Origin of the sequence: Enterobacter sp. JMULE2 (genome assembly GCF_013337145.1) — a bacterium.
Classification (GTDB): domain Bacteria; phylum Pseudomonadota; class Gammaproteobacteria; order Enterobacterales; family Enterobacteriaceae; genus Enterobacter; species Enterobacter mori.
Map to the genome: position 1 here is coordinate 19,707 of NZ_SGWD01000020.1, position 24,566 is coordinate 44,272.

Consider the following 24,566-nt stretch of genomic DNA (forward strand, 5'->3'; position numbering starts at 1 on the left):
CGGTGACGTGACTGATTGAGAGGTTAAGATTGAATACCCGGCGCTCGCCGCAGACAGGGCTGCGCTGGCGCAGTCATGCGAGGAAGCGAAATATCACGGGACTGACTGAAAGCACTGACGCACCCGGTTTAATACAGGCTGGTCGTTAACAGGTTAAAACAGAAAGAAGGGCTGTGACGGGCGCCACAGCCGCAGGTGATTACATAATGCCGGTAATGGATTTGGCCAGCTGGGCTTCCAGGACAGGTTTCGCCTCTTCAAACTTGAGGTTCACCTTGTTCGCATTGGAGACCACGCGGGTCTGGTATTTGGCGCGGTTGCCCTGTTCAGTGCTGGTCTGAACCTTGACGCCTGATGTGCCCTGCTTCAGAGCGGCAATGTTGTCAGTCGTGACGGTAGCTTTGCTGCGCTCAGAAATCTGCAGATCGGTCACCATCGTGTAGTTCACATCCTCCACCATAGAATCCGCCGCCAGACCAATCAGGCCACTTGCCAGACCAACACCGAGCGTCGCACCTGCTGACGCTGAGTTATAGGCGGTAATACCCGCGCCTAATGCTGCAGCAGTGGCGGCCCCTTCATATCCGGTGCTGAGGAAGCCCTGGGATGCGCGTAAATCCATTTTCTCAGCTTTCAGAACGTTAGCCTGAACCCAGTAGTACGCATCATCCGGGGAGTGAGTGACGCGATAGCCTTTAGCCGACAGCGCATTTGAAATCTGCGTTTCGAGTCCTGACATATCCTGATCTGAAGTATTGCGCACCTGGAGGTATACGGTTTTCTCCGACGACGGCTCCAGCCAGACGGTCTGACTCATCTGTGTTTTGACATCAAGATTACGCTTCTTCACCGCTGTCGACATTGCGCCACAACCAGAGAGAGCAAGAGTAGAAGCCACTAAGCCAACGACTGCATATTGTTTTAATTTCATGAGATCATCCTGTGAATAAAAAAACGTCCTGTTAACGGCGGAGCGCTAACAGGACTGTTATCGGCTGAATTGAAAGGATATTTAGTTTAAAGCGGGGTATTTACGATTTGATTGGTAACAAAAAGGGCTCAAGCCCCTTTTTCAATAACCGCGATTCGGATCGTAGGTACTGGAGGGTTCGTTAAAGTTTGTTCCCCAACTATTACCATGAATATCAAGACCGGACATTCCACCAATCATCGGCATCCCTGTGGACGGGTTAACGATAATTCCTGAATTGTAATCGTGATTAACGTTACTACTTAACTCAAAGTTTACTGGTATTACAGAAGAATGTGAGTCAAAACCAGATACTGAGCTAGAAGAAAAATCACCGGTTGGTTTGAATCGTCCAGAAGTATCGTTCTTACACCGCTCCACTTCACTATCAGAGAGACGATACGCCTTTCCTTTGTGTACGCGGTAGATACTCCCGGTATCTTTATCCACGATGAGATTTACACCTCTAGTGCTATATGCATAAAGCATACTGCTCAGGCCCATAGCTAAGCCCATAGAGACATAAAGTGGAATGGAGTCTTCCCATAAGAAGAACAAGCAATTCACTTGAATAGCTGCTGCAATAAGCATGCTAACAGGGATATTAAATCTCGGTTTGAAATCCCCACTCGCACTTTTGAGCATTAGGAATAACAATGGCGTGGCTATAAGAGTACCAAGTGCATATAGCCCCCCTAATGCCAGCCAATCATCCAAACGATACCCCTGATAGTATGGAATCACATCTCTGATCAGCGGAAATCCGAAGTACATGACAAATACGGGTATGAAAGTAATTATGCGAAAACTACCTTTTGTCATTTCCCCTCCTAACCGGTTTTTTTCCTTAATTCAGCTAGTTGTTGCTCTAACTTTCTCTTTTCAGCGCTATCAATAATGGGCATTTGTTGATCAATTTCAGCTTCTTTACGACCAATCTGGAATTTGCCTTGAGCGCTTGAATCTTCTCCTTTAAGAATATCACTGGATGCCTGAACAGTGGATTGTTTTTTCCCAATTTCACTAGCAGATTCATTGATATTACGCTCATTTTCAGATCTTTGTTCCGCAGCCCGACGCTGTATCTCATTTTGTGGACCAAAATTCTGACCTGATTGCTGCTGCAGTTTTTCCTGATTTTCCTTATGAGCGTTTTGCATTTCATTGCCTGAAACACGCCCTCCCAGAACCCCACCGGCTGACTCGCTCAGATTATTACCCACTTCATTTCCACCCCTTTCCGCCCCAGAGACGTGATTGTTACTACGATGGCTGGAGTTCACTTGCGGATATTGTCCCGAATAGTCATCAGCACTATTTACCTGATGGTTTTCGCGATGACCACCATCACTAACACGGGAGGCTCCTGATACCTGGCCAGCTTCACTAACTCGAGAAGCTCCCGATACTTGAGATGTCCCTGAAGCCCTTTCCAGCTGGTTACCTTCACCAGTCACAGTCTCACTATTATGGTGGCCAGCTGGTGCGCCACGTTGTATTCCCTCAACCGTTGACTGACGATTTCCCTGATATGTCCCTCCGGATTGAATTTCATAAGGCGATCCGGATGAACTCACATCGGAAGAGCCAGAACCAGCAGGGCGATTTACGTCCAGGTCCTGTTCCCGTGAAACGATTGATGGCTGGACAATATGCTTGCCGCTAAAAGCTTCGTGTTCGGCTCCACTTGATAAATCAGAACGGCCTTGCTGGTAGTCACCCATGATTTCCGGCTTCAGACGCTCGTTCACGAACTCCATTGCGGCTTCACGGGCACTTGGTGCACTGGTCAGCATGCTCTGTGCCTTATCACCGTATTTGTTGCCCGCCCAGTCAACAAACTCCTGCGTATAGTTGGTATCGAGGCTTGCGCTTTCATTCTGCGCCAGCGTCGCCATACGGCTAAATTCGTTGCTGTTGGTTGAGCTGGTTGTGTACTGATGATACTGACTTTGGGCATCATTCAGGGTCGCCGCAAACTGCTGCACATTGCTGGTTGCAGCATTCTCAGTATGGTTTGAACCATCCGTCACACGACTGCTGGTAACCATATCCATCCCCTGACGGAAATCATTAACTGCCTGACTGTTCTTATCGTGCCGCATGTCCTGAGTATGCGAATCAGAATTCTGGGTACCACGCGAGCTGCCGGTAGAATGGCGAAGATCGGTGGCCACACTGCCTTCAACCCCTGCTTTCGCAACGCCGATATTGATACCCCCCCCTACTGTGGTCTTGACACCTGCATTTATAGAACCCTGATTACTGATATCCATTAAGGAGTTATAAGCCTCCTGCGTAGAGATATTATTCGCTTTCGCATAATTCTCAGCCGCTGACATCATCATGCTGGCCCCGCGCGTCGCGTTCGTGGCCTGGCTGTTTTCACTGCCCTTACTCAGGCTGTCGCTGGTTCCGGTCTGATTAGACAGCTGTGAGAGCTGTGACCAGCCGCTGGTGACGCTGTGGTTGTATCCGTCCAGCGCCGTCTGCGCCTGGACCTGAGACTGACGGGCCGATTCCTGGAATCCACTGCTCGCCAGCTGACTGAGCTTCATGTTCACCGGCAGGTTTGACATCGCCCCAGAACCGTCGATAACCGTATGGCCACCGGCCGTCTGGGTCTGTGTGGAACCGTTATCCGCCTGCCATGTCTGCTGACCCTGGCGCTGAACAAGATTTGTATCCATCTTGTTCTGACTGAGGTTATCCATCGACATGTTATTGAACGACCAGTTACCGTCAGCCGTCGTCGCGGAGACGCCAGCTGAGGTAAATGCCGCAGAACTGAGCACGCTGCCAGCAACCTGAGAGCCGATCGCTGACGCCCCCTTGGTCAGATAAAACGATAACACCGGGATCGAAAGTGCCAGATATCCGGCAAGGTTGGCCACATCAGAATGCTGTAGCGCAACGATGTTTTTATTTGCCAGCACCAGTGGCGTACCGCCTGTCTGGGACTGCAGCCAGTAGTTCGAGGCGTAGTTCAGAATCGCAAACATAATCGGCCACATCTGGAAATAGATGAATCCCCCAATGTAGATTTTCAGGGTATTCAACCCGAACATACTGTGGTTTGACGCTGCAAGTGCGATCATCAATGGGAACAGACAGACCAGAATCAGCATCAGCAACGACTGCGCAAACGGCAGCGTGCGGGTGGCCAGTTCATTACCTGCCGCCCAGCTGAGTCGCTGTTTGGTCGCGGCATTTTCCGTAGCGAGGTTCAGCAGGTTAGCGGTGTCTGAAGAACGCGCGGCAAAACCTTTGATGCCCTGTCGCACTGCGCTGTTGGTGATGTTGTTCTTCATGATCTGCGCAGCCGTCATCCCCCCGGCATAGAAGTAGCCATAGCTCTCCCCCATTGCACTGGACAAAAGACTGGCTCCGTTCAGTTTGTTGCCGAAGACCTTACGGGTCAGCCAGGTAAAGGTGGCGCTGCCAGGGTTGGCATCCGTTGTCGCCAGTGTTTTGATTTCTGCAGCCGCCTGCTGGCAGGTCAGAAACTGACGCGTTGTGGAGGTCATTTTGAAAATGCCCCGTAGCGGACTCGGGTTGCTGGTGATCAACGTCAATGGGTCAGTGGAATTGAGCAGCTGGTTAATGGTGTACTTGCCATTCAGCAGAATGTCGCCAATAACGCAGTTTTCCACGTAATCCGGTAGCATCTGAGCCAGAACCGGGTTTTGCGTGGTGAAGTCGCTCGTCTCCGCCACAATCTGCGAACCGAACAGCATCCCGGTCTTGCTGTAAGTTACCGAGTCTGGCCGCGCCATGAGAGAGTCGTATAACGTGGTCATTTTGTACCCGATACTCGTCGTGAGTGACGCGATCGCCGCCAGCCCCACCGGAACATTATCTGTTTTCCAGACTGCAGCAGGGTCTGAAATATCGATCACCTGCACGGAACGTTTCGGCACCACAAGGATAGTGGTGACCAGCATGAAAATGGCCAGCCACTGCACAAACACCATCGGGTTACGTTGTTTAATGAACGTCAGCACCACCGCCAGCACGGCAAAAGTACCAGCCATACGCATCAGCGTGCTGAATGTATTTGAACCGATGAGGGTGACAACGGCGTCCAGCGCCGTTTTCCACATCCCTCCGCCATAGATTGTGTAGATCTCAAGCATCAGCGATCACCCCAGTGATAGTTGCTCTGGTAGGAGCCTGAAACGATGGTGGATACCTGCTGTTGCAGGTATTGCATATTGCGATCAATCCCGTCGAGAGCATTCTGGTCTGCTGCCGACTGCAGCTTCATGTCTGCCAGCAGCCCCTGCGCATGAATGACGTTGTCACGCAGTTTGGCGGCCGCCTCTTCCGGAAAGTTTTTACCTGCAAGCGACAGACTTGCCTGTTTCACCAGCTCCTGCAGATACTGGATCATCAGATCCTGAGCGATAAAATCGGCCACCTGCAGCAGGTAGGTGGCGCTCATCCCCATGCTCTGTGCATTGGTCAGATATTTCAGCACCGGCACGGATGTCGTGTTCACAAAGCCTTTTTCCTGATCGGTCAGCGCCTTGTCATCGACCAGCTTGTTCTGCATCGAGAGCATCAGGTTTTTGACCAGTGTGACCAGCCCATTCGACTCAGTGATGGTCAAATCCTTAACGACCGGTGCCAGGCACAGAGTGGCTTCGTCGCAGCCGTACACCTTCGCCGTCCCGCCCCGCATCAGCACCTTAATCAGGTCCCGGTTATCAACCAGCGGCGTCAGGATGGTGACGTCCCCGGCCTTATTGAAGATGATGGAGCCGACGGTACTCATGACCAGCTCTTTCAAAGCCCGGTCATTTGCCAGCAGACCGTTCTTACTGAGGGTGTCCCAGATAAGGTTTTTGTTTTTCAGCACCTGGTCTTTCTGGTCATCGCTGGCTTTGTTGGTGACCGTGTCGCTCTTGCCCCCGACGGTGCAGCCCTGGCGTGATGCCGCCCAGTCTGAAAACATGTTGGTTTCACCGGCAATGTCCTGACAGATTTTTTGCTGCGATACCTGCGTGACTGGCCACAGCCCGCCGATAATGCCCTGTGCTGCCTGACAGGAACTCATGTTCATTGAGTTCACATCGCTGGCCAGCTTCTGCAGAAAGTCTTTCGCCTGCTTCAGCTCCGGCACCATCGTCTGCAGTGCCAGGTCAAACGCGTACCCGGCCGCGTTACTCATGATTTGCTTCACGAAACGCTGTATTTCTTCGCCGCTGATCATGCTGAATGCCCCCAGATAGGCATCTATTCCACCGCAGCCGGCATTCAGCGACGGAAGCTGCATCGAGACAAGCTGAACGTTTTTGACGGGATTACGCAGGTATACCGAGCCACCGGAGAAGTACCCGGCCGCCTGCCCCTGCCAGGCCTGTGCCTGGGAGACGTTACCGCTGTAACCCAGTTTGCCGAAGAAGCCGTTCAGGTCACCGTTCACATCGGCCTGAGCGGGTAATGCGACCAGCCCTGCCAGGAAAATGCCAGCAGCCGTTATCAGTGACTTAACCATGCCGGACCTCCCCGTTATGTGTTTTCTGCAGAGACACACGCAGCGCGTAGTGCCCGGTGGCGGAAACAATAAATCCGCCACTCAGGGAAATCAGGAGGAGCACGGGGAAATCCTGCAGGTATGTTGTCAGTTCTGGCCGGGAGAGCGCCCGGACGATCCGTGACGCGAACGTGCCGTAGAAAGCCGCAGACACCAGTAACGTCACGCTGAACAGCAGCCACACGCGCTCGGTACGCGACAACGCATACGTATATGTAGTCATTTTGTAGTCCGGTTGTATTACTGAGGAGTGACCTGCGCGCTGGCAGGCATGGGTGGCAGTGTTTTGGGGTCGACGTTATCCATGTCCGCCTGAATCAGGCTGGCCCAGCGGCTTTCAAGCGTCGGAATTTCCATCACACCCTGCGTCAGCGGATACGCTTTCAGGGTGTTGACGTTTACCACAAACGCCGTCGGTGTGGCGATCGGCAAACCGTTACCAAAGAAGGTGACAATCTCATCGGCAATCGGCGCGGCCGGGTCAATTTTGCGCGGAACCAGCGGGTGGGGATAAGACACATCGCCGCCCCCGTCCAGGGTGTAGGGATAAACACGAATATTGTGCTGATCGGCCCAGTCCTTGAGCAACGGATCGAACTTCGCGCTGTACTGGCAGTGGGCCTGCATAAACAACACCACCGCATAATCCTTCATATCTGCCCGACGCCCGTCCGGCAGCTGCATCAGACTGGGAGGGGGAGCCGCCGGAGTGACAACCTGTGTCAGTGAGGAGACGGTACCGGTTTTAGCGGCCTCAAGTGCCAGCAACTCCTCACGGACGCCGGCACTGGCCATCACGGGGATCAGACACAACAAAGCGGTCAGCGTGGTTTTACATTTCATGACTGGCCACCCCGCTGCGTTTTGCACGGCGTTCCCGCACAGCAACAATGCCGGCACGAATAACCATCGCACCCGCAACAGCCCAGAGGGCATAGCTCAGCCACACCAGGCCCGTCTGTGTCCCGCTGACAGACACCGTCATCAGCTCGCTCAGTACGAGTGCCATCACGCCCCAGAAAATCAGTCCTGCGAGAAGATTAACGTTCATTCGTATATTCCTTTTTAAGCACAGCAAGTTCCGGAGGCGTTGTGGTGCGACGTTGTTTCAGGTGAACGAGGAAGCCTGCCAGCGCGCCAAGCAGCACGGTCATTACCCAGAAATTGAATAACACGGCATCCGTTGTCCGTGACCAGTGGGCGCTGTCTACAGGTTCTGAATGACAGCTGGATAACACCGGCACGTGATACGGGAGCGGAGTAACGTCCTCTTCAGGTTTGGGTTTCCGGTGTTGCAAAGGCGGGGGGTTATGTTCGATGCACTGCATCACTTTTCCGGCAGGAGCGCCGGCAGTCAGGCGTCGTGCCTCGTTCAGAAACTGCTGCGACAGAGAATCATCCAGCGCGATGACCATCACCAGGGAATACAGCACCAGGGCAGGACCCAGAACGAAAGAATATGAGGCCAGACGCACCATATTTCTGATATGAGGAAACAGTCGAATATTCATGAGTAAACCTTAAGAGTTGGGTTTGAAGCCGGTGGCCACGTTCAGGAATCGCTTCGCCAGGTCATCCTGGGTCATGAAGCCGTAGGACAGCGCACGATAGTTCTGGCTTTTCGGATCAACCAGGAACAGTGCCGGGTAGTGTGAGATATTCATCGACCGGGACTGACCGGTATCAGGACGGCTTTGCGGCAGCGTGGCTGCCACCTGCCCGTCTACCGAGACAGGGATAAGTGAGATACCGTTGGTTCTGGCAAAATCGGCCACCACACCTGCCATCTGCACATCAATCGGATCGCTGCCACGATAGAAGTAGAACAGTCCGTACTGCTGTGAGAGCTGTGCTACTGCGCTTTGCTGAGTCTGCTGATCACGTGTCTGCACAAACGGGGCCATACTGTTGTAGTGCGGGTATTCCAGGTTGTAGTCGAGATCTGGGTGGCTCAGCTGGGCGGCCGCGAAGGACTGGCTGAACATCGAGCCTCTGTCGGTCCAGAACTTCTGCCAGCGCAGGAATGTTGCCGTGTTTTCCCGCGTCGGATACAGGATGGCGCGGTTAAGCGCCTCCATCGTGTATCCCTTCAGTACCTTTGCCTGCTCAAGTGCGGACATTTTACTGAGATCAGGAATGGCCTGCGGTGGCGCGGGCGGCTGCGGCTTCGTTTTTTGCTCCGGCGGTGTCTTCGGTTCGTTATACCAGGACCAGCCAGTAAACGGGTCTGCGGGGGTAATGATCTCCTCCGCGATGGCCTGCAGACTGGCAGCGGTCATCAGAAGACCGCATAACAGTCTTTTCATTTATTGCCTCCCTGCTGATTCACCTGGGCGGCTATACGGTCTTTGATGAGTTTTACCTGAGCAGCGGTATCGGGGATTTTCTGGTTCTTCATCAGATCGTCGTAGAAATCCGCGAAGTTGATTTTGTCGAAGTCGATACTTTGCAATTCCGGCACCGTAATCCCACGGCAGTTTGGGCTGTCTCCGCTACCGAATTTTACCCCCAGTTGATCACGGCGCCCCTGCTCCTGAATGATGCGCGCAAGCTTGCCGTCAAAGACGCAGTAGACCTGACTTTTCTGGATACACGCCCCGAGCACTTTTTTGTCACAGCGCTCACCGATCGTCACCGTGATTTTTTTCGCTTTGGCCTTACCAATAGCCATTTCGTCTGAATTGCAGGCAGCAAGACCAGTATCCTGACCCCATCCCGAGTCCTTGCAGCAGTTGGAGAATCCGGCAAACGCTTTGCGACAGCTCATGGCCTTACCGGTGAAGGCTTTTATATCAATCTGGCTTTGGTCTTCTTTAACGTCATCAGCTGCAGAGGCCAGTCCGGCAAGTTTGGCCACCGCCACATCGAAACCGCTGTTGCCGGCTCCATTGGTCGCATCACAGTCACCGGTTTTACAGATGTAATCCCCACCACACACCAGACCACCTGACTGATAAGTGGTCTGGCACTGATATGTGTAGTTCATGTGCGTACACTGACCGTCCGTCGTCTCCACGCATTTAGATGCTGAAGCCGTGCACTTCGGATTGGTCATCAGCGTTCCGCAGTTACCGGTCGAACTGGAGGAGACGACATAGTTATCGGTGTATTGCCAGCAGTCACTGTGCACCTGGTAGCTCTGGCCATTACTGACAACCGTTTTGTCGCCGCCCGGGGTGGTGCAGGTTGAGGTCGTTTTTTTGGCTTTGGACATGTCCAGACCGCAGGACGTTTTCCAGGTGACTTCAGGGACAAAGGTCGTCTCAACCGCATTCATCACGACAACCAGTGTGAGACTTGACGCTCCGGATTTAAAATCAGCAATCTGCTCGCGGGCATGTTTCTCGCAGCGATCTTTGTTTCCGCTGGTACACCCGGTGCTTGTATAGGTCCCGACCGGCATCGCTGTCCCTTCCATCAACTGATATCCTGGCGCGCCGGGCAGAGGCCAGTCATATTTTTTTCCTTTCAGTGTCTTGTTAAGCCCCCACCAGACCAGCTTGCCAACATTGACTTCGTGATCGCCCCAATAGAGATGAGCACTGATTACAGGGCCTGTAGCCGGTGCGTTAAAAGTGATATTGAATGACGAACCGCCACCATGATAGAAAGTGGCATCAGCAGCAGTCAGCGTGAAGGTTTTCTGCACCGTCGTGGTCGTTGAATGCCCCCCGGCGGTTGCCGTTCGGGTACATGATTCCACGGAAGCCACATCCTTATCACACTGATAATTTTCAAATGTGGTCTTACTGACGGTTGTTTCAGTGCACTGTTGTGCCGTACCCGCCAGCACCCCTTCAGAACCCGCTTCCGCATTTTTACCGATGGTGATAAACGGCGCTTTAGGATCTATCGTGGGTACCGGGTTGGTATTTCCCGAGCTGATGACTGCCTGCCCTGCATTGCTTCCCTGCAGCGCTGCCTGCCCCTTATTGGCCAGACCGCCATCGCCACCCTGAACGCCACCGTAGTAGCCTTTTTCCGGAGGATTAGCGGTATAGCCAGGAATGGAGCCGGTCACCGCCCCCGGGTTTTTCAGGCTCCCGGTGCCGGCCCCGGCATTTTGTTTGCCAAAACTGGCCCCGGCATTGAAAGCAGGATCGGCTGACATGGCAAAAAGCGGTGTCATCAGTAGTGAAGCAAGGATCAGTCGTTTCATTGCGCCGCCTCCAGAATTTGCTTCGCCGTGGCGGCACAGTCACCGCTTTCAGCCACTTTCTCCAGCGCCTGTTTGAGCGGAAGACTGCCGCGAATCACATCGAAGCGCCCCGGACAGGTCACCACCAGGGCCGGGATAGTAGTGATGTGGTATTCGGTGTAGAGCGTCGGGTCAATTTGCACCCCGATATTTTTATCCTCTTTGGCCAGCTCAAACATGGCCGATGCAGTCTGACGGAGATCGTTATTCACCAGCCCCCGCAACGTGGCCGGCACGCCGTAACGGTTGGCCTCTTTGAGCATCGGTAACAGGCCTTCGCGCGGCAGGCCCAGACTGACAAAATACATGGCGGGAAACGTGCGTTTTTCATCGTACTCACGCGCTGCCTGATGGCTGGCAATGTCGCCCTGAAGCCGGCTGATGAGCGCCTGTTGCTCTGCCGGCAGTGGCAAAGCCTGTCCCTGGAGACTCTGTTTCAGCGTATTCATTGACTGCTGCTGTTGCTTCATCCAGTCCCTGTCACTGGCTGACACGCTGGTTTGTTCGCTGGCCAGTGCCTGCGAGGCGCAGGTGACCAGAACGCTGAGGATCAGCGCCCGATATAACGTTGTATTCATTTGTCTGACCTCACGAATAGACGCAGTTACGTTTGCGCCAGAGCAGATAGCCGAAGTTTTTCTTTGACTGCGGGGAGTTATGGGGTGTGCCCCAGGTCTGGGTACTGGCCCCGAACGCGTGACAGCTGTTGGTTTCGGGATACATGTTCACCATCTGATAGCGCCATCGCTCTTTCGGCACAATCGGGGACGGGTACTGATAGCAGACGGCATAATCCGCGCCGACCGTGTTCATCACCAGACCTTCCCGGTGCAGCTTGAACGCCATGCGCTCGCTGACCAGAAGCGACGACTCCAGGGGAGAAAACTCGCCGCTGGTAAAGCCCGTGAACGGATACATGCTGCCCTGACTGCCGGCACACCAGAACAAAGGGGAAAGGGGAACGCCTGCTGTACTGGCCACGGCGTCCGCCGCACACGCGGCCTGTGCAATCAGGTTACCGAACAGCGCAGCCTCCGGGTTAATCAGCATCGAGAGCGTACTGTCATTCCAGAGTGGATCAACTTCAGACATGTAGGCGATATCCATATCCCCCCCCTGAAAACAGCCGGTGCTGGTCATAATACTGAGCCAGGAAATCAGCGGGTATTTGTACCAGTGCACGTGGTAGAACGCCCCCGCAGCCGGTCGGTCGCTTTGCCCTGCGGTACCGGTTCCGGTTCGTCCCAGATCAATTTTGAAGCCCCCCATATTCACCATGACGCCGGGCTCACGGGTCACATCCGTCATCGCGGTCGGCTCCCAGTAACCAATGGCCAGCCCCATGCGGTACAGCACACCGTAAGAGCAAATCTGGATGGGCATGGACGGGTTACTGGTATCTGGTTGTGGACCCGATGCCAGCTTGACGCTGCCGACCGACATCGGAAACAGACATTTCCAGCAGACATCCGATATTGGATTCACCCAGCGCCCGGCACCCGCGTTAGACGCAGCTGCTGATGCAGAGGTTAATGATGCTGTCCAGCACACTGCGGCCAGCAGCAGAGCGGTCAAACAGGCTCTGAATGTCATTGCGCCTCCCGTAACCAGACACAGACCGGGCCGTCTTCCGTGTCGTGTATGGAGCCAATAAACCAGCCGCTGCCTGACGGTGGCGAGGGTTCCCATTCGCTGATACAGGTGAACCCGTGTTCCCAGGCCGTAATGACATAAGTGGGGGCATCATTTTCCATCCAGCGCGTGGCGCAGGTCAGTCGGTGTTGGTTCAACCAGTTGCCAAATTCTGCCGGAGTGGCTTCATCGTCGGCTGGCTGAAAGTAGTGCGGGTGGGTCCAGAAGCCGTTTCGGTCACGCGTAACCGCCACCGGCCTGATAGTTTCAGGGTGTGTCATGGGATATCTCCGGGTGAGCCGCAGCCACCGGACGGGCGGGAGGGCTTAAAGAAAGGTCAGTCTTTGTCGGAAGGCAGGGCGGCTTTGATAACCAGCGCCATACGTTGTTCACAGGTCATTTCGTGCAGGGCCAGAATGCCGGCCCGCAGTACAATCGAAGGGTAGAAAAGAGGGTTTTCCTGCAGAATATCATCCAGACGCGAGGCTGATTTTTCGTCGTGGCGAACAGCTGTTACGGCGACATTCCGGCCCTTTTCACCATCAGGGTCTTTTTTCATGGCGTTACCTTGTCAGGTGTTAAGAGGAAACCGTGACGGCAGTCAGGCTGAGGCGGAGCGCAACGCAGTGAGCACCGAACATCCTGAATGGCGAGCGGTTGAATCATTCATTAGCGGTTGGGGTGGTGGTGATAAAGGCATAACCGTTGTCATCATCGTAGTCAGCGCCCTGATGACGGCGTGTGATATACCAGCCCTGCTGTTCACTGCCTGTTATCAGTATCGATAACCACCGGGCACAATATCCATCGCTGGACGCCATCGTGGCTTTTTCAGCCAGCTCATGCTCAGGCTGATTCGGGGCCAGATAGCGCTCACGTGCGATGTATACCGCTCTGGCCACAGTGCGCTGCGTCTCACCATCAGCCACAACCTGCTGCAGGCGGTCGCGAGTCAGTTCGTATCCCTGCGCAAACAGGGCTTTTTCCATCTCCGCCAGCATGAGCTGGTAATACTCCTGGTTCGCAGATCGCAACACCGCTTCAGCGTGCGCCGGACTGCCAAACACGGACGGGACTGACACGGACAGACCGTATTTCATTTCGCGTTCTGCTGCCTTTTCTCGTTTCGCATCAGCACTGAGTTGCGCGACGATCCAGAGGGCCAGTCCTACCGCAACGGCCAGAAGACCGCTTAGCCCTTCGGCCTCCCGCAGACATGTCAGAACACTGCTCAGGTTTTCAGGGTTTCTGAAACATTCGATTATCGCCATGAGCCCCTCTCAACCATCTCCTGATGAATACGTTCTGCCAGATAATCCATAAACCGCTCATCCCGGTCTTTCGGCTCAGACAGGTCCATACCGTTGACCTGGCGCCAGTGAAGCCAGAGTTTGGAAACAAATACGGGATGCCAGCCATCTATCTCCGGATAAAGCGCTTTCAGTGTTTCCGCCGTGCCTTTTTTCCGGTCCGGGCTTTTCTTTTTTACCTGTTTCGGTGCAGCTTTACGCATATCGGGGAACAGGTCACCTAATGTGGCTGTCGTCATTTTTTTACTCCGGTAGCCGGGATTTCTTCCACTTTCAGCACCCGCCCGTCACGCGAGATCCGCGCCGGCGTATGTGTGAAACCAAATTTGCGGGTAAGGACACCGGACTGGTCGAAGTAGATCCGCTCATCCAGGGCGTCGCTGGCGTCCTTGATATTGCCGTTGACCAGAATCACCTTGAAGTTTGTCCCGCCGGCAATCTGCTGTCGGGTCCAGGCGATTTGCGCCTTATCGTCACCGTCAATGAAGTACAGCACCTGACTGAACGGCACTTTATCCAGCGGGTTCACCTGGTCGCCCTTACGGGCGATGATGTTGCCTTTCATATCGGTGATGGTTTCCGGCACCGTGAAGGTCGGATCAAACGCAAACGATCGGTAGTCTTTCGCGACCGTCAGCCCCTCGACAGGCTTCGGTCGCACGGCATTGCGTTTTACCCGCTCCGTCGCCTCGTTCTTCAGCCGCTCAAGCTCGCCGGACTGCTCCATGCCTTTGAGTCGGTTCTGAATGAAGACCAGCATGTCCTGCTCGGCGGGTTCGAAGACGTTGCCCCACGTACCCAGGTCTTTTGCGCCACTGCCTGACGAGACTATCAGGCACATCAGCGCCGTCAGCTGCAGTCGTGTTCTCATTGCGCCTCCTGAATACGACGGGCGATATCACTGCGGATAGTCTCCGTAATGTCCGTTTCCGGACTTATGACGGCCGGTTTGACCAGGATGACGGCGTGATGAGAGGTCTGCCATTCATTGAGACTGTCGGTCAGGGCGGTGTTGAACCGCGAAGTCAGCACCTTTGCTTTCTCTTCATTGAGATTCAGCTGGGCTGACTGTTGCTGAAAGAGGTCAATCGTGCCCTTCATATCGAACACCACCACCGCCGGCATGACCGCTTTTGCCGTCACATACGCCACCCCGGTCATGGTCAGCAGCCCTGCCAGACCGAGAAGCCCGGCTTTTACCCAACGGGATGTCCTGCCCGCCATCATCACACCGTCCCGGACGGTATCGCCGTCATACGGCTTTTGCTTGTTATCACTCATGCGGCTTTCACCCATTCTTCAAGTTCACGCAGTTCATCACCCGACTTCTTCTCGGCCAGCAGGTAAGCCGCCTCCTCCGCTGTGGCTCCGGCTTTTTGCGCATTCTGCATAAAGGCGAAGTCCTCACCGCGCGAACTGAACATGGCGCGCGTGATGGGGTCGACAAACAAGCGGTGGAAGGAGCTGAACTCACCGGCGCTGATAAGCAGGGAGCTGTAGCCGGTCTGTAGTGCAGGCTGGAAGCCACGGATGACCTCTTTTTCCATATCCGAGAACTGATCCGGGTTATCGGCCAGGTACTGTTTGAAAGCTCTCGCATCCTGCAGGAGGGTGATTTTGGTGGAGCTGTTGTTCCAGGCCGCTTCGGCTTCCTTACTCGCCCCGAAATCTTTAATGCCCTGGGTGATGGTGATAAAGGCCCCACGGTGGCGACGCACGGTGCGGTAGCCGGTCTCGATAAATCGCGCGGCGTGCGGGTTGGAGCCGCCGAGCAGTCGCCAGGCTTCGTCGATAATGCAGACTTTTTTCAGGTCGCGCGGGCTGTGGTACATCTTTTCCTGAATGGCCAGGATCAGCGAGAACAGGATGGATGAGAGCAGCTTCGGCTTGTCTTCGAGGCTCAGCAGCTCCAGCACGGCGAAGCGGGTTTCGCCATCGAGCGTCGGATTGTCCGCATTGAAGTATTCCCCGTCAGGGCCCCACGTGCAGTAGGTTTCCAGCAGCATGGCGAGCTCTGCCAGGCGGGAGATGATGGTCGGTTTGTCGGCAAAGGCCTGATTCACATCCTCGCTCGTCAGGTAGTTGTACACATCATCGATACGCGCCCCGTGCTGTTTTCTCTCCCACGCGTCCATGACCGCTTTTTGCAGGATGGCTTCACAGACCCCGTCGAGCGGTTCTGTCGGACTCGCCAGCACTGTCAGCAGACGCACAATCCCTTCGGCGGACTGCTTGATATCTTTCACGTTGGCAAACGGGTTAAAGCGCAGCTTCGCACCGTCCAGGTACACCCCGCCCGCCTGCAGGCAGTAGTTCTTGTAGCTGTCGCCCATGTCGATAACCCAGGCAAACCCGCCCGCGTTCAGCACGTCGCGCAGAATCCCCTGCGTCAGGAAGGATTTGCCCGCACCGGAGGTCCCGGTAACCGCGATATTGAAGTTGGTGCTGCCGTTTTCCTCCCCGAACATGTCGAAGAAAGCGACCTGATTACGGTAGGTCGGCAGCGGCATCCCCACATGAGACAGCTGGCGTTCTGCGACCACCGGCATCAGATTGACAGCGTTCCATGATTTACCGCGCAGCGTGGCGCCGGTCATTTTCATGTCCTCCCACATCCCCTCCTGCATCACAAACGGGAAGCAGCTCAGCCAGTTACGCATTTGCTGGTACTGGACCGTCACCATCTCGAGTTCGTTTTTACGGAACACGTTAACGGCCGCCAGTTCACAGGACTGGGCATCGGTATTGTTGTCGGGAGTGAACAGGGTCAGGTTGAGGGACATTCGGCAGAAAGCGATCTCATTGTTGGCCAGCTGTTCGCGGTTACGTCGCCATTCTTCGGCCTGGCGCTTCGTGCCAGGGAATAACTGGCCATACGCGGAGTTGGCTTTTTTGGACAGATCCATGTCCTTGCGCAGGGCTTCGTTTTGCGTGGCGGTCTGTTCCTCCAGCTCCGTGGTCCAGGTGAGCATAAACGGACAGGGAATACCGAGGTCAGGGAATCGCAGGTTCTGCAGGTTATCGGCACCCTGCCACAGGGCGAAGCGTTTGGGGCTTTTACTGAGCTGCATGTTGATGACGCGGCAGACAGAGGCCGGCAGTCGGGTTCCGCCGGGTTCGATGCTTTCCGGCAGTTCCACGCGAATATGAGAAGGCCGCACCCTGATATCAATCCCCGGATCAACCACCTGGCGATTAAGCTTCTCGTCTTCGTTGTAGTCTCCGCTGGAGGTCATCACCTGCTCCTCGCGGTAGTTCATCATTTCACGCATGACGGAGAGGAAGGCATTCACATCGGTATTCATGGTCTCGATGCGGGCCGCGCCCAGTGACACGCGAATGGTGTTGCGGACCTGCACCAGGTCATCCATCACCTGCTGGCTGAAGCGCTTCGCGGGTTTACCGTACACAATAAAAATGCGGTAGTTACGCAGATACAAAGGATACTCACGCTCGTTGGCCAGCCCCTTCAGCGCTGAGCGCTGCCAGAACGCGCGGGTAATTTTATTCAGGTGATCGGCCATATCACCTTTCCACATATCCGCGCTGACGCCGCGTGAAATACGCTCCCCAACACATTTACTGGCCAGCATAATGACGCTGACCGGCGTTTTACGCGGCAGCTTCTTACGCAGCATGTCATCGAGTGCAGCGATAACCTGCTCATTCGCGCCCGGCAGTGGAGCCGCCTCCAGAATGAAACCGGCGCTGCCGGCATTCACAAAAAGCTCGTTCGTTTCGTCGTAATAGCGATAAGGCAGAGAGGCGACGATCGACGGATAGCCCCACGTCTGTTCCAGATTGGCGCGCGCTGTTGCGGCACCGTCTTCACGCTTACGGTTATTCACAAGCCCCATCAGGCTGTCGAGAATACTCATTCTCCCCCCTCCCCGATGACGCGATAGCTTTCATCCCAGTGGGATTTGTTTTTCACAAATTCCACCACCGAAGGCTGGTGAAAGTTGTCGTCAGTATCGACCCAGGGCGCAATCCACAGGCGCTGTGTGGCATCAGGAATACGCTGAACCGGCACGCGGCCAGCAGTATTAACCGTCGTTACTGGCGCGATGTGACCTGTGGCGACTGGCGATGTTGCTGTCACCGTTGCAGGACCAGCCGGTGCTGTGGCCAGCGGACGCGGCGCGATGGGTTTTGCGACAGAGGTTCCGGTTGCTGCGACAGAAACAGGACGCTGCGGGTTGATAACCGGCGCGGTGTTACGCAGTGCCGGCAGGGTTTCACCCGCAGGCTTTTTTGACGTTTTATCGGCGGTCAGGGAATCCAGGCTTTTGCCCTGCGCGGCCAGCTTATTGGCCTCACCGGTGGTCAGGCACTGGTCGGTGGCGGTTTTGTTGCAGTCAAAGTCTGAGTTCATACCGGCGCAGCCGGTCAGTGCGCTGCACAGCAGTGCAGCACCCAAAAGATGTTTCATGGGATATCTCCGGTTGGTATTACAGGGATAACTTATTTAGCGGTTCTGCAGGATGAGGAAAACTGTAATCGAAGGACACGAAACTCAATCACATCGTTGCGCTCAAGGAGTTTTAGGGCTTCGGGCGAGCAGGCCATTGCAGCCTTCAGCGCCAGTGAAACCGCGAGGCTGCGGTAACGGTTTTTCAACCCGGTGGAGGCGTTTTTAGGTACTGCATTTAACACCTGTTGATACGCTTTCCACGCATCTGGCTGAACCATAGCTTCACGTTCAACAGCCTCAAGCTGAGCAGAATCGTCTACTTCTCCGTCTACTAATGCGCTATTTGCTGTCGTAATAATCGCTGCCACGGCAGCCGCATTCACTACACCAGGTGTTGCCAGTGAGAGCGCCATTAATAAAATTGCAGTCTCACGTTTCATTTTCACTCCTGCTCATCTATTTTTGCACTTGCGGTTGTTGCCGTGTTTTTGCTTGCGTCTGAAGGTGGCAAGTGGATATCACGCCACACACTGCCGCCGGGCATTGTCTGGGCCAGAAAAATACCACTTGAGCCGCAGAGCAATAATCCAGCCAGCTGTACCCACATAAAATGGGAGTGCAGTGTGGCGTATAAAACAAATACTGAAGCGATGAATATCAGCATCGGCGTCCAGCCAGTGGCTGCCCACAGCAGTATTTTTCGCGCTTTCATCTTCACCTCCTCATCAGTTTATCGTATCACCGAGGCGCAGCTGGCTGGCCTGGCGAAGCACATCGTCGGGGTTGATGTTGCCGACGGAAGAGGTGCTGGATGCCGTGGTCTGGTTCGCAGGTTGCGGAGTCATGGCATTTTGCGCGGCATTGCCGGCTTTCTGCAGTTCCTCTTTCGCCTTCGCCTCCTCAGCGTCTTCCAGCGTTTCAAGACGGAACCCTTTCTGGAACACGACCGTGACCTGGTTGCCTGCACCAATATCAATAATCGGATGGTACTGTTCGGCGCGTTTAATCCAGTACTGGCTCAGCGTGTCAGCGGCTTTACTTGCCCCGCCGCCCAGACCCTGTTTAAACACATCCCCGGCACCCACATCTGCTGTGGCGCCGAGTCCTACTGACGGTGTGGCGGCAGACTTGATGCCCTCACCAAAACCGGACAGGAGACCAGCTGCACCGGCGTAGCCGACAATCATGCCGTTACGCATCACCGGCTTACCGCGAACACCCCCTTTACCCTGATAGCTGACGTGACCGTCGAACTCCATATCCACATGCTTTCCGTTCTTGAGCACGCAGCTGATTGACTTCGTCCGGACGACGCCCCTTTCACTGGAGATATCGCCCCAGATTTCACCCACAACAAAACAGCCGTCAGCACTGTATTCCTTGTTATTGGGCATCTGAATATTACCCAGCAGTCGGATGGTCACCGGCTGGCTATTCTGCTGCCCCGTGACGCTGGCGTTGGCGTCAGCACCTTCAATCATGATGGCGTCAGAGAAAGAGCCGGAGGGTATCCAGGGCAGTTTAGTGGGCTTCTTTTTGAGGCTGTCGTAGCTGAACTTTGTGGTGGTCAGCCCGCCCGCAAGGCGCTGGCCGGAGCCGCCCGGATAGAAGCCTGCGCCCTGCCCCATGTTGACACCAGTGGCGGCCGGTGCGTTGGGGGTGACGGAGTATTCCGGCGGTCGGGCCTGACCGGCAGCAACGGGACCAGGGAGTGGTGTTCCGTTCTGACCTGCAGGTGGTGTCTGCTGGCCAGCAGGTGCGTTGCTGCCGGGGGCTTTCGTGAGCTGGTCAGTCAGGCGCAGAATTTCAGCGTCCTTCTCGGCCAGCTTTTGGTCGGTGGTGAGTTTGTTCTGCGCCACCAGTTGAGCAAGGGTGGCATACTGTTGCTCAAGGGCGGAGGTTTTGGCCTGTTGCTGTGCCAGGGCGGCGTCGTTGACCTGCTCGTTAAAGGAGGCTGTAACGACACCGGTCATGTTCGGCGCGGCAGCAGATACAGGGTGTTTTTGCTGCTCCTGATGGTTGCCGTACCACACGACGCCGCCGGCGGTGGCGGCTCCGATAGTGAGCACGGTGACCAGCACGGCCAGCTGGGTGCGGCGGGTTTTGAGATTTTCATTCAGACTCATGAGCGCGGCACTCCGTCATCTGAGAAGACAATCCAGGCATAGCCCTCACCGCCGGCGTAGAGCTGATGCTGTGAGAGCATGACGGCCCTGACCCCTTTCTGCCAGAAATCGCGCTCGCGCAGGCTCTGGGTAATACTGCCGGGGTTGGTCATGCGAAAACGAACGATACGCAGGTGATTGCCGACAAACTGACGCTCTGGCGAAAGTCGGACAGTTGTGGCGGGAGCGTAAGCCGTCATGCGACTGACGGGGTACTCCTGATACTCATCCGGCACCTGACCGTTCACGACGGCGCGGGATAATGAGACCAGCGTTTTTTCATAGGTCTGCCCTTCTTCCCATGCTTTTGCGTCATCGTTCTTACGCAGTGGCGGTGACATGGGGGTAAAGCGCAGGGTCTTTCCGTTGCCAGGTTGCGGCCTGACGTTGAGGCTCAGTGATGAGCCGTGGTCGGTCTGGATAAACAGCGTGAAGTTCTGAGCGACAAGCGGCGAAAGAATCAATGCGCCGTCATCGGTGGTGCTCTGGTCGTAGGCTCCGGCTGGCCCGCTGATGCTGGTAATGAGTTCCCCGTCGACAACAACCTTGCTTGGGTTGTTATTGCTGAGGGCGACATTAAAGGCGGCGTCGTTCTCAAAGGGGATGGCGGCGGGTGCGGTAGCGGCCCGAAGGCCGCTGGTAAAGATTCCCGATGCCAGTAACACAGCAGCAGCTGCCGGTGAAATGCGAAGTTTCATGGGCAGTCCTGTCAGTTGGTAGGGGTAACCGGCTGAAGCTCCTCAAAGGAATGGAGGTTAACCAGTCCGTTCTGGTAGCTGAGTTTTAGTCGGTAGATTTTTTCCTGGTCCTTCAGGGGGGTAGTGATTGCGCCGTTGGTCGTGGAAGACTTCAGCGTACCGCTAAACTCCACAGCCCCGTCGGTCATCACCCGGATATCCTTCGTATCAAAGCGGGTGGTGATGCCGCCTTTTTTGATGCGTTCCGCTTCAATATCCAGCGCTTTTTTGAGTGCGTCCCGCTCCGTGGAGGGGACGAACCCGAGCAGCATTTTCTGGTTATTGTCGATGTTTTCCGGACTCACGTTCAGTCGCCAGTAAATAAAGGAAGAGGCGAACATGGTGATGCCGGAAGCATCTGAGCTGACAGCATCAGACGTAAAGGGCTGGTTATAGGTCATGGGTGTCGTGATGGTTTTTTGTGTGGTCGCGAAATGCCACGCCAGGGACCCCGTTAACACATTACCCGCGCCCATTAAAACGATTAAAGAAGCCATGCCGATAAACGCATACGTCAGTTGTTTATCGCGCTCACCCTTAATTTTGAGCTTCATGGAATTTATGCCCTCCAGTGCCGGAAACTGGAATCAGGTATCTGTCGGAAAGTGACTTTGAATAAAGCAGAAGGAAGATGCCAGTAACAGAAGTTCAGTAACCAGTAAGAACCTTGTCCTTTTTTCAGATACCTGATTAATGCCCAGAGCAGGCCCGCTATTATGGAAAGTTCCGTCGACATATTGTTAAGTACACCGAGGATGACCAGGGGTGCAACAATAAGGATTTCATCTAAGGGCAGACCAAAATAGCGTTCCTGCTGATTGAGCGTTTCCGGGAAGTCGTATTTATCCGCTTCCCCGCTCATCATCAGCTCGCAATAGAGAAGGCAACGCGGGTGAAGATAATACAGGCGACGATGCCCACGAATACCAGAGGAGAGCGGGCTTTAATATAAATGAAAAGCCCCATAATGATTTCTGCGATGTAGAACCATTTAATAATGGAGGACCCGGACCCGAACGTGCTGTTGACTGTAGTTTGCTGTGAGGCCAGTAAGTCGCTACCGGATGCCAGCACCGGATGAGCGACCATAAGTGAAATTAAAACCAATCCTCCGTTTTTAATGAACTTTTTAATCTGACGATTTTCACGGGCTTTGCGAAATAAAGACGCTACCGCCCATCCCTTCATGACATTGAGGGCATTACCTTTAGTGGACATGCTTGTTTCTCCGGAAGTAAACAAAAGTGATGTGCATAAGTGGTTGTTTACGCACGCGATATTGTCCCATGACCCTAAAAAAAAAAACTGTGACGAATGTCACACTTTTAGAAGCGTTTAGGAATTATCTGAATATGTATGTGAGTAGTCTTGGTCATCCAGGGGGTCCTGGGTTTGGTTGCGAGATCTATAGCAATGAAAGTAAAAGAGAAAATGTGGGAAGGTCGCGGTCGTCCACGGAAATTCCGTCCGGGTGAGGCTGTGGAGTGGCGCTTGCGCGCCCCGGATAATTTGCTGATGGAGCTGAGAATATGCGCCAGAGTGGGGAAAAGGAGTGTTAATGACGAAATTATTGCCAGGTTACTGGTCTCCCTTAATTACCAGCCCGGTCATGAAGTCATTAAAACCGCCAAATCAGAACGGTTGATATCTCTGGCAGTGAAATTCGAAGAGTGGCTCAGTGAGTTGCTGGATAGTCAGTCGCTGAGTGGCGGTATAGATAATAAAGATGATGCCAACGATGAGCGACTGTGGATGTGGCGCGAGGGAGAGCGAGTGTTGCTCCCAGGGAAGACTGCGGGTTATAGCATGCGTATTCCTGAGAATCTTGCTGAGGAAATTCGCACAATGGCCAGAGTGCATAAGCGCAGTCTGAACGATGAAATGCTGACAAGGTTAATGAATACTCTGGGTTATTTTACTGAGCGCATTCTTGACCAGAATGAGGATACGCAAGCGCTGAAAGTGTTGTGCATGGAATTTGAGGTGTTTCTAAAAGAGAAAATAGCGGAAGCGGAAAAAACGGAGCTGCCGTAGGAAAAGGGCAGCCCTGAGTAATGCGTGCGTGGCCGGTTAGCTCCGGCCATGTGATTTAGCTTTCGCTGTTCACGAAGTGTCTTGATTCGGCATCATCTTCAGCTGTGTTTATTCCATTAAGAAGCATATCGAGTGTGTCTTCCAGTTTCCCTTCACCGTCTTTACCTGTCATTTTCAAATACATTTCAGCGAGTAATGTTGCAATAAGCACAGTGCCTTCCCTTGAGCCTGCAGCCTTTCTGATTAGGTCTCTTCGGTAGCCCTCGAGATCGAACTGATGGCCGTCATCATCATCTCTTTTGTAAACAAGTAAACCGAGTCGGATTAGTTCATTGCAGGTTGCAGATATATTTGCTTCGCCTGGATTAGCGCCGTTCTGAAGGTCATGCTGCACAATATCACGGACCTCTCGCTCTATTTTATCTTTAAGGTAAATCCCCACTCTTCCCATATTTTTAACCTTTCTATGGTGGTGTCGGAACCGACACTACGTTGTTTATTAATTTGATTTCAGGATGTCGGATAAAGCTACGATAATCAGAATGATATCTGCATTTTACTCATATATACAGTAGTAGGTTTAGGTACTCGTATGTCGCACAGTGTGACACTGTGCGATACGTAAATCAATGTTGTTAAAGCACATCTACAATTGTGATACACAGGTAACATACACTGACACTATCAGGTATCCTAATCCTGTGATGTTGTAGTGTCGGTGTATACGATGTTTTTCTTCCAGATGCTAATTCCCCGCAAAAATGCCTATGTTATTCGTCTGATTTTAAAGGAATAATCTGCAAGACGAAGTCTTGCGTGGGGTGTGGTGTTTTAAAGGGTTAGTAAAGAGCGGCTCTGATATACCGTCACCTGGTCTGACATTGTTATTTGAGCGGCGTGGTAAACACGTGTTCTGGAGCGCTTACGCGCGTTTGTAGTAAATAAACTTGATTCAGATGATCCGGCGGGTTATTTTTTACATCGCTTCCTGTTAGCCCGTATATTTCGCTTAAAGGCCAGAATATGAAAATATCGTTATTGCCTGCATCGCTGCTGATTTTTTCTCTTTCAGCGGGCGCGGCTCCCCAGATGTGCTTTGACCAGGCGGGAAGAGATTACCGTATTGATCCCCTGTTGCTTATGTCAATATCGATAAAAGAGAGCAGGCTGAAGGCCGGGGCGATAAATGGATCGAATACGAATGGATCAGAAGATGTGTGCGGGATGCAGGTGAACAGCTCCCATTACGGGAAGCTTAATGATTTTAATATTACCCGTGAGAGATTATTAAAAGACCCGTGTATTTGTGTCTATGCGGGTGCGTGGGTTCTGGCGCACAACTTCAGGTCATACGGTAAAAACTGGGACAGTGTGGGAATATATAATACCGGCCCGAGTAAAAAACTCATCACCCTGCGCAAGGCCTATGCGGAAGACATCAAAAATATATACCGTGTTTTGCTGGCCAGAAAAGCGATCCTTTCTCAACGTTCAGGGCATGTCGGGGATATGATAAGTGCAGAAAAAATGACAGACACTGTAGCGCTGAATAACGCGCAGTAAAAAG

At 53.8% G+C, this 24,566-nt stretch carries 30 protein-coding genes; 2 read left to right on the forward strand and 28 right to left on the reverse strand.

Annotated elements, in window-relative coordinates:
• Positions 1-199 precede the first annotated feature (199 nt).
• The 27 genes from traT to EXW94_RS27760 form a co-directional block, all read right to left on the reverse strand.
• Positions 200-931: a complement resistance protein TraT gene (gene traT, locus EXW94_RS27630; RefSeq protein WP_174341679.1), complete on the reverse strand. Its 732-nt coding sequence runs from the start codon at positions 929-931 to the stop codon at positions 200-202.
• A gap of 141 nt (positions 932-1,072) precedes the next feature.
• Entirely contained in the window at positions 1,073-1,792 is a 720-nt protein-coding gene (locus EXW94_RS27635; protein ID WP_174341680.1) for a hypothetical protein, read from the reverse strand.
• A gap of 8 nt (positions 1,793-1,800) precedes the next feature.
• Complete coding sequence (traG, locus tag EXW94_RS27640; protein ID WP_174341681.1) at positions 1,801-5,106, reverse strand: conjugal transfer mating-pair stabilization protein TraG; 3,306 nt, start codon at positions 5,104-5,106, stop codon at positions 1,801-1,803.
• Positions 5,106-6,470 carry a conjugal transfer pilus assembly protein TraH gene (gene traH / locus EXW94_RS27645; RefSeq protein ID WP_174341682.1) on the reverse strand — a complete coding sequence of 455 codons (1,365 nt, stop codon included), beginning with the start codon at positions 6,468-6,470 and terminating at the stop codon, positions 5,106-5,108. The genes traG and traH overlap by 1 nt, the downstream gene beginning before the upstream one ends.
• Positions 6,463-6,732, reverse strand: coding sequence for a hypothetical protein (locus EXW94_RS27650; RefSeq protein WP_174341683.1), 270 nt, complete (start codon positions 6,730-6,732; stop codon positions 6,463-6,465). The genes traH and EXW94_RS27650 overlap by 8 nt, the downstream gene beginning before the upstream one ends.
• Positions 6,733-6,749: 17 nt before the next feature.
• A complete protein-coding gene (locus EXW94_RS27655) occupies positions 6,750-7,352 on the reverse strand; it encodes a type-F conjugative transfer system pilin assembly thiol-disulfide isomerase TrbB (protein ID WP_174341684.1) in 603 nt (200 codons plus the stop codon).
• Positions 7,342-7,560, reverse strand: a complete 219-nt coding sequence (locus EXW94_RS27660) for a hypothetical protein (protein ID WP_174341685.1) — start codon at positions 7,558-7,560, stop codon at positions 7,342-7,344. Before EXW94_RS27660 ends, EXW94_RS27655 begins: the two co-directional genes overlap by 11 nt.
• A complete protein-coding gene (locus tag EXW94_RS27665; RefSeq protein WP_174341686.1) occupies positions 7,550-8,020 on the reverse strand; it encodes a hypothetical protein in 471 nt (156 codons plus the stop codon). Before EXW94_RS27665 ends, EXW94_RS27660 begins: the two co-directional genes overlap by 11 nt.
• A 9-nt stretch (positions 8,021-8,029) precedes the next feature.
• Positions 8,030-8,815, reverse strand: coding sequence for a type-F conjugative transfer system pilin assembly protein TraF (traF, locus tag EXW94_RS27670; protein WP_174341687.1), 786 nt, complete (start codon positions 8,813-8,815; stop codon positions 8,030-8,032).
• Positions 8,812-10,668 carry a type-F conjugative transfer system mating-pair stabilization protein TraN gene (gene traN, locus EXW94_RS27675; protein ID WP_174341688.1) on the reverse strand — a complete coding sequence of 619 codons (1,857 nt, stop codon included), beginning with the start codon at positions 10,666-10,668 and terminating at the stop codon, positions 8,812-8,814. Before traN ends, traF begins: the two co-directional genes overlap by 4 nt.
• Positions 10,665-11,285, reverse strand: coding sequence for a type-F conjugative transfer system pilin assembly protein TrbC (gene trbC, locus EXW94_RS27680; protein WP_174341689.1), 621 nt, complete (start codon positions 11,283-11,285; stop codon positions 10,665-10,667). The genes traN and trbC overlap by 4 nt, the downstream gene beginning before the upstream one ends.
• 10 nt (positions 11,286-11,295) lie before the next feature.
• Entirely contained in the window at positions 11,296-12,300 is a 1,005-nt protein-coding gene (gene traU / locus EXW94_RS27685) for a conjugal transfer pilus assembly protein TraU (protein ID WP_174341690.1), read from the reverse strand.
• Positions 12,297-12,620 carry a hypothetical protein gene (locus tag EXW94_RS27690; protein WP_100776904.1) on the reverse strand — a complete coding sequence of 108 codons (324 nt, stop codon included), beginning with the start codon at positions 12,618-12,620 and terminating at the stop codon, positions 12,297-12,299. The genes traU and EXW94_RS27690 overlap by 4 nt, the downstream gene beginning before the upstream one ends.
• Before the next feature lie 56 nt (positions 12,621-12,676).
• Complete coding sequence (locus tag EXW94_RS27695; protein ID WP_174341691.1) at positions 12,677-12,898, reverse strand: hypothetical protein; 222 nt, start codon at positions 12,896-12,898, stop codon at positions 12,677-12,679.
• A 103-nt stretch (positions 12,899-13,001) separates the two neighbouring features.
• A complete protein-coding gene (locus EXW94_RS27700) occupies positions 13,002-13,610 on the reverse strand; it encodes a hypothetical protein (RefSeq protein ID WP_174341692.1) in 609 nt (202 codons plus the stop codon).
• Positions 13,601-13,888 carry a hypothetical protein gene (locus EXW94_RS27705; RefSeq protein WP_174341693.1) on the reverse strand — a complete coding sequence of 96 codons (288 nt, stop codon included), beginning with the start codon at positions 13,886-13,888 and terminating at the stop codon, positions 13,601-13,603. Before EXW94_RS27705 ends, EXW94_RS27700 begins: the two co-directional genes overlap by 10 nt.
• Positions 13,885-14,520, reverse strand: coding sequence for a type-F conjugative transfer system protein TraW (gene traW, locus EXW94_RS27710; protein ID WP_174341694.1), 636 nt, complete (start codon positions 14,518-14,520; stop codon positions 13,885-13,887). The genes EXW94_RS27705 and traW overlap by 4 nt, the downstream gene beginning before the upstream one ends.
• Positions 14,517-14,930, reverse strand: coding sequence for a type-F conjugative transfer system protein TrbI (gene trbI / locus EXW94_RS27715; RefSeq protein ID WP_174341695.1), 414 nt, complete (start codon positions 14,928-14,930; stop codon positions 14,517-14,519). Before trbI ends, traW begins: the two co-directional genes overlap by 4 nt.
• Entirely contained in the window at positions 14,927-17,527 is a 2,601-nt protein-coding gene (traC, locus tag EXW94_RS27720) for a type IV secretion system protein TraC (RefSeq protein WP_174341696.1), read from the reverse strand. Before traC ends, trbI begins: the two co-directional genes overlap by 4 nt.
• Positions 17,524-18,081, reverse strand: a complete 558-nt coding sequence (traV, locus tag EXW94_RS27725) for a type IV conjugative transfer system lipoprotein TraV (protein ID WP_174341697.1) — start codon at positions 18,079-18,081, stop codon at positions 17,524-17,526. The genes traC and traV overlap by 4 nt, the downstream gene beginning before the upstream one ends.
• A gap of 32 nt (positions 18,082-18,113) precedes the next feature.
• Positions 18,114-18,503, reverse strand: a complete 390-nt coding sequence (locus tag EXW94_RS27730) for a hypothetical protein (protein WP_174341698.1) — start codon at positions 18,501-18,503, stop codon at positions 18,114-18,116.
• 2 nt (positions 18,504-18,505) lie between these two features.
• Positions 18,506-18,775, reverse strand: coding sequence for a hypothetical protein (locus EXW94_RS27735; protein ID WP_174341699.1), 270 nt, complete (start codon positions 18,773-18,775; stop codon positions 18,506-18,508).
• A gap of 13 nt (positions 18,776-18,788) precedes the next feature.
• Positions 18,789-20,189, reverse strand: a complete 1,401-nt coding sequence (gene traB, locus EXW94_RS27740; protein WP_174341700.1) for an F-type conjugal transfer pilus assembly protein TraB — start codon at positions 20,187-20,189, stop codon at positions 18,789-18,791.
• Complete coding sequence (gene traK / locus EXW94_RS27745; protein WP_174341701.1) at positions 20,186-20,926, reverse strand: type-F conjugative transfer system secretin TraK; 741 nt, start codon at positions 20,924-20,926, stop codon at positions 20,186-20,188. Before traK ends, traB begins: the two co-directional genes overlap by 4 nt.
• A gap of 11 nt (positions 20,927-20,937) precedes the next feature.
• The gene (locus EXW94_RS27750; RefSeq protein ID WP_174341702.1) at positions 20,938-21,519 is read right to left on the reverse strand and encodes a type IV conjugative transfer system protein TraE; all 582 of its coding nucleotides are present in this window, start codon (positions 21,517-21,519) and stop codon (positions 20,938-20,940) included.
• Between the two features lie 5 nt (positions 21,520-21,524).
• The gene (traL, locus tag EXW94_RS27755) at positions 21,525-21,827 is read right to left on the reverse strand and encodes a type IV conjugative transfer system protein TraL (RefSeq protein WP_174341727.1); all 303 of its coding nucleotides are present in this window, start codon (positions 21,825-21,827) and stop codon (positions 21,525-21,527) included.
• A 2-nt stretch (positions 21,828-21,829) separates the two neighbouring features.
• A complete protein-coding gene (locus tag EXW94_RS27760) occupies positions 21,830-22,183 on the reverse strand; it encodes a type IV conjugative transfer system pilin TraA (RefSeq protein ID WP_174341703.1) in 354 nt (117 codons plus the stop codon).
• Positions 22,184-22,378: 195 nt separating this feature from the next.
• On the opposite strand from EXW94_RS27760, the gene EXW94_RS27765 reads away from it, so the two are divergent.
• Positions 22,379-22,999 carry an Arc family DNA-binding protein gene (locus EXW94_RS27765; RefSeq protein WP_174341704.1) on the forward strand — a complete coding sequence of 207 codons (621 nt, stop codon included), beginning with the start codon at positions 22,379-22,381 and terminating at the stop codon, positions 22,997-22,999.
• A gap of 55 nt (positions 23,000-23,054) precedes the next feature.
• On the opposite strand, the gene EXW94_RS27770 is transcribed toward EXW94_RS27765, so the two are convergent.
• The gene (locus tag EXW94_RS27770) at positions 23,055-23,450 is read right to left on the reverse strand and encodes a relaxosome protein TraM (RefSeq protein ID WP_100776892.1); all 396 of its coding nucleotides are present in this window, start codon (positions 23,448-23,450) and stop codon (positions 23,055-23,057) included.
• A 572-nt stretch (positions 23,451-24,022) separates the two neighbouring features.
• Between EXW94_RS27770 and EXW94_RS27775 the strand changes: the two genes are divergently transcribed.
• Positions 24,023-24,562 (forward strand): lytic transglycosylase domain-containing protein, encoded by a 540-nt coding sequence (locus tag EXW94_RS27775; RefSeq protein WP_174341705.1) that lies wholly within the window; start codon positions 24,023-24,025, stop codon positions 24,560-24,562.
• Positions 24,563-24,566 lie beyond the last annotated feature (4 nt).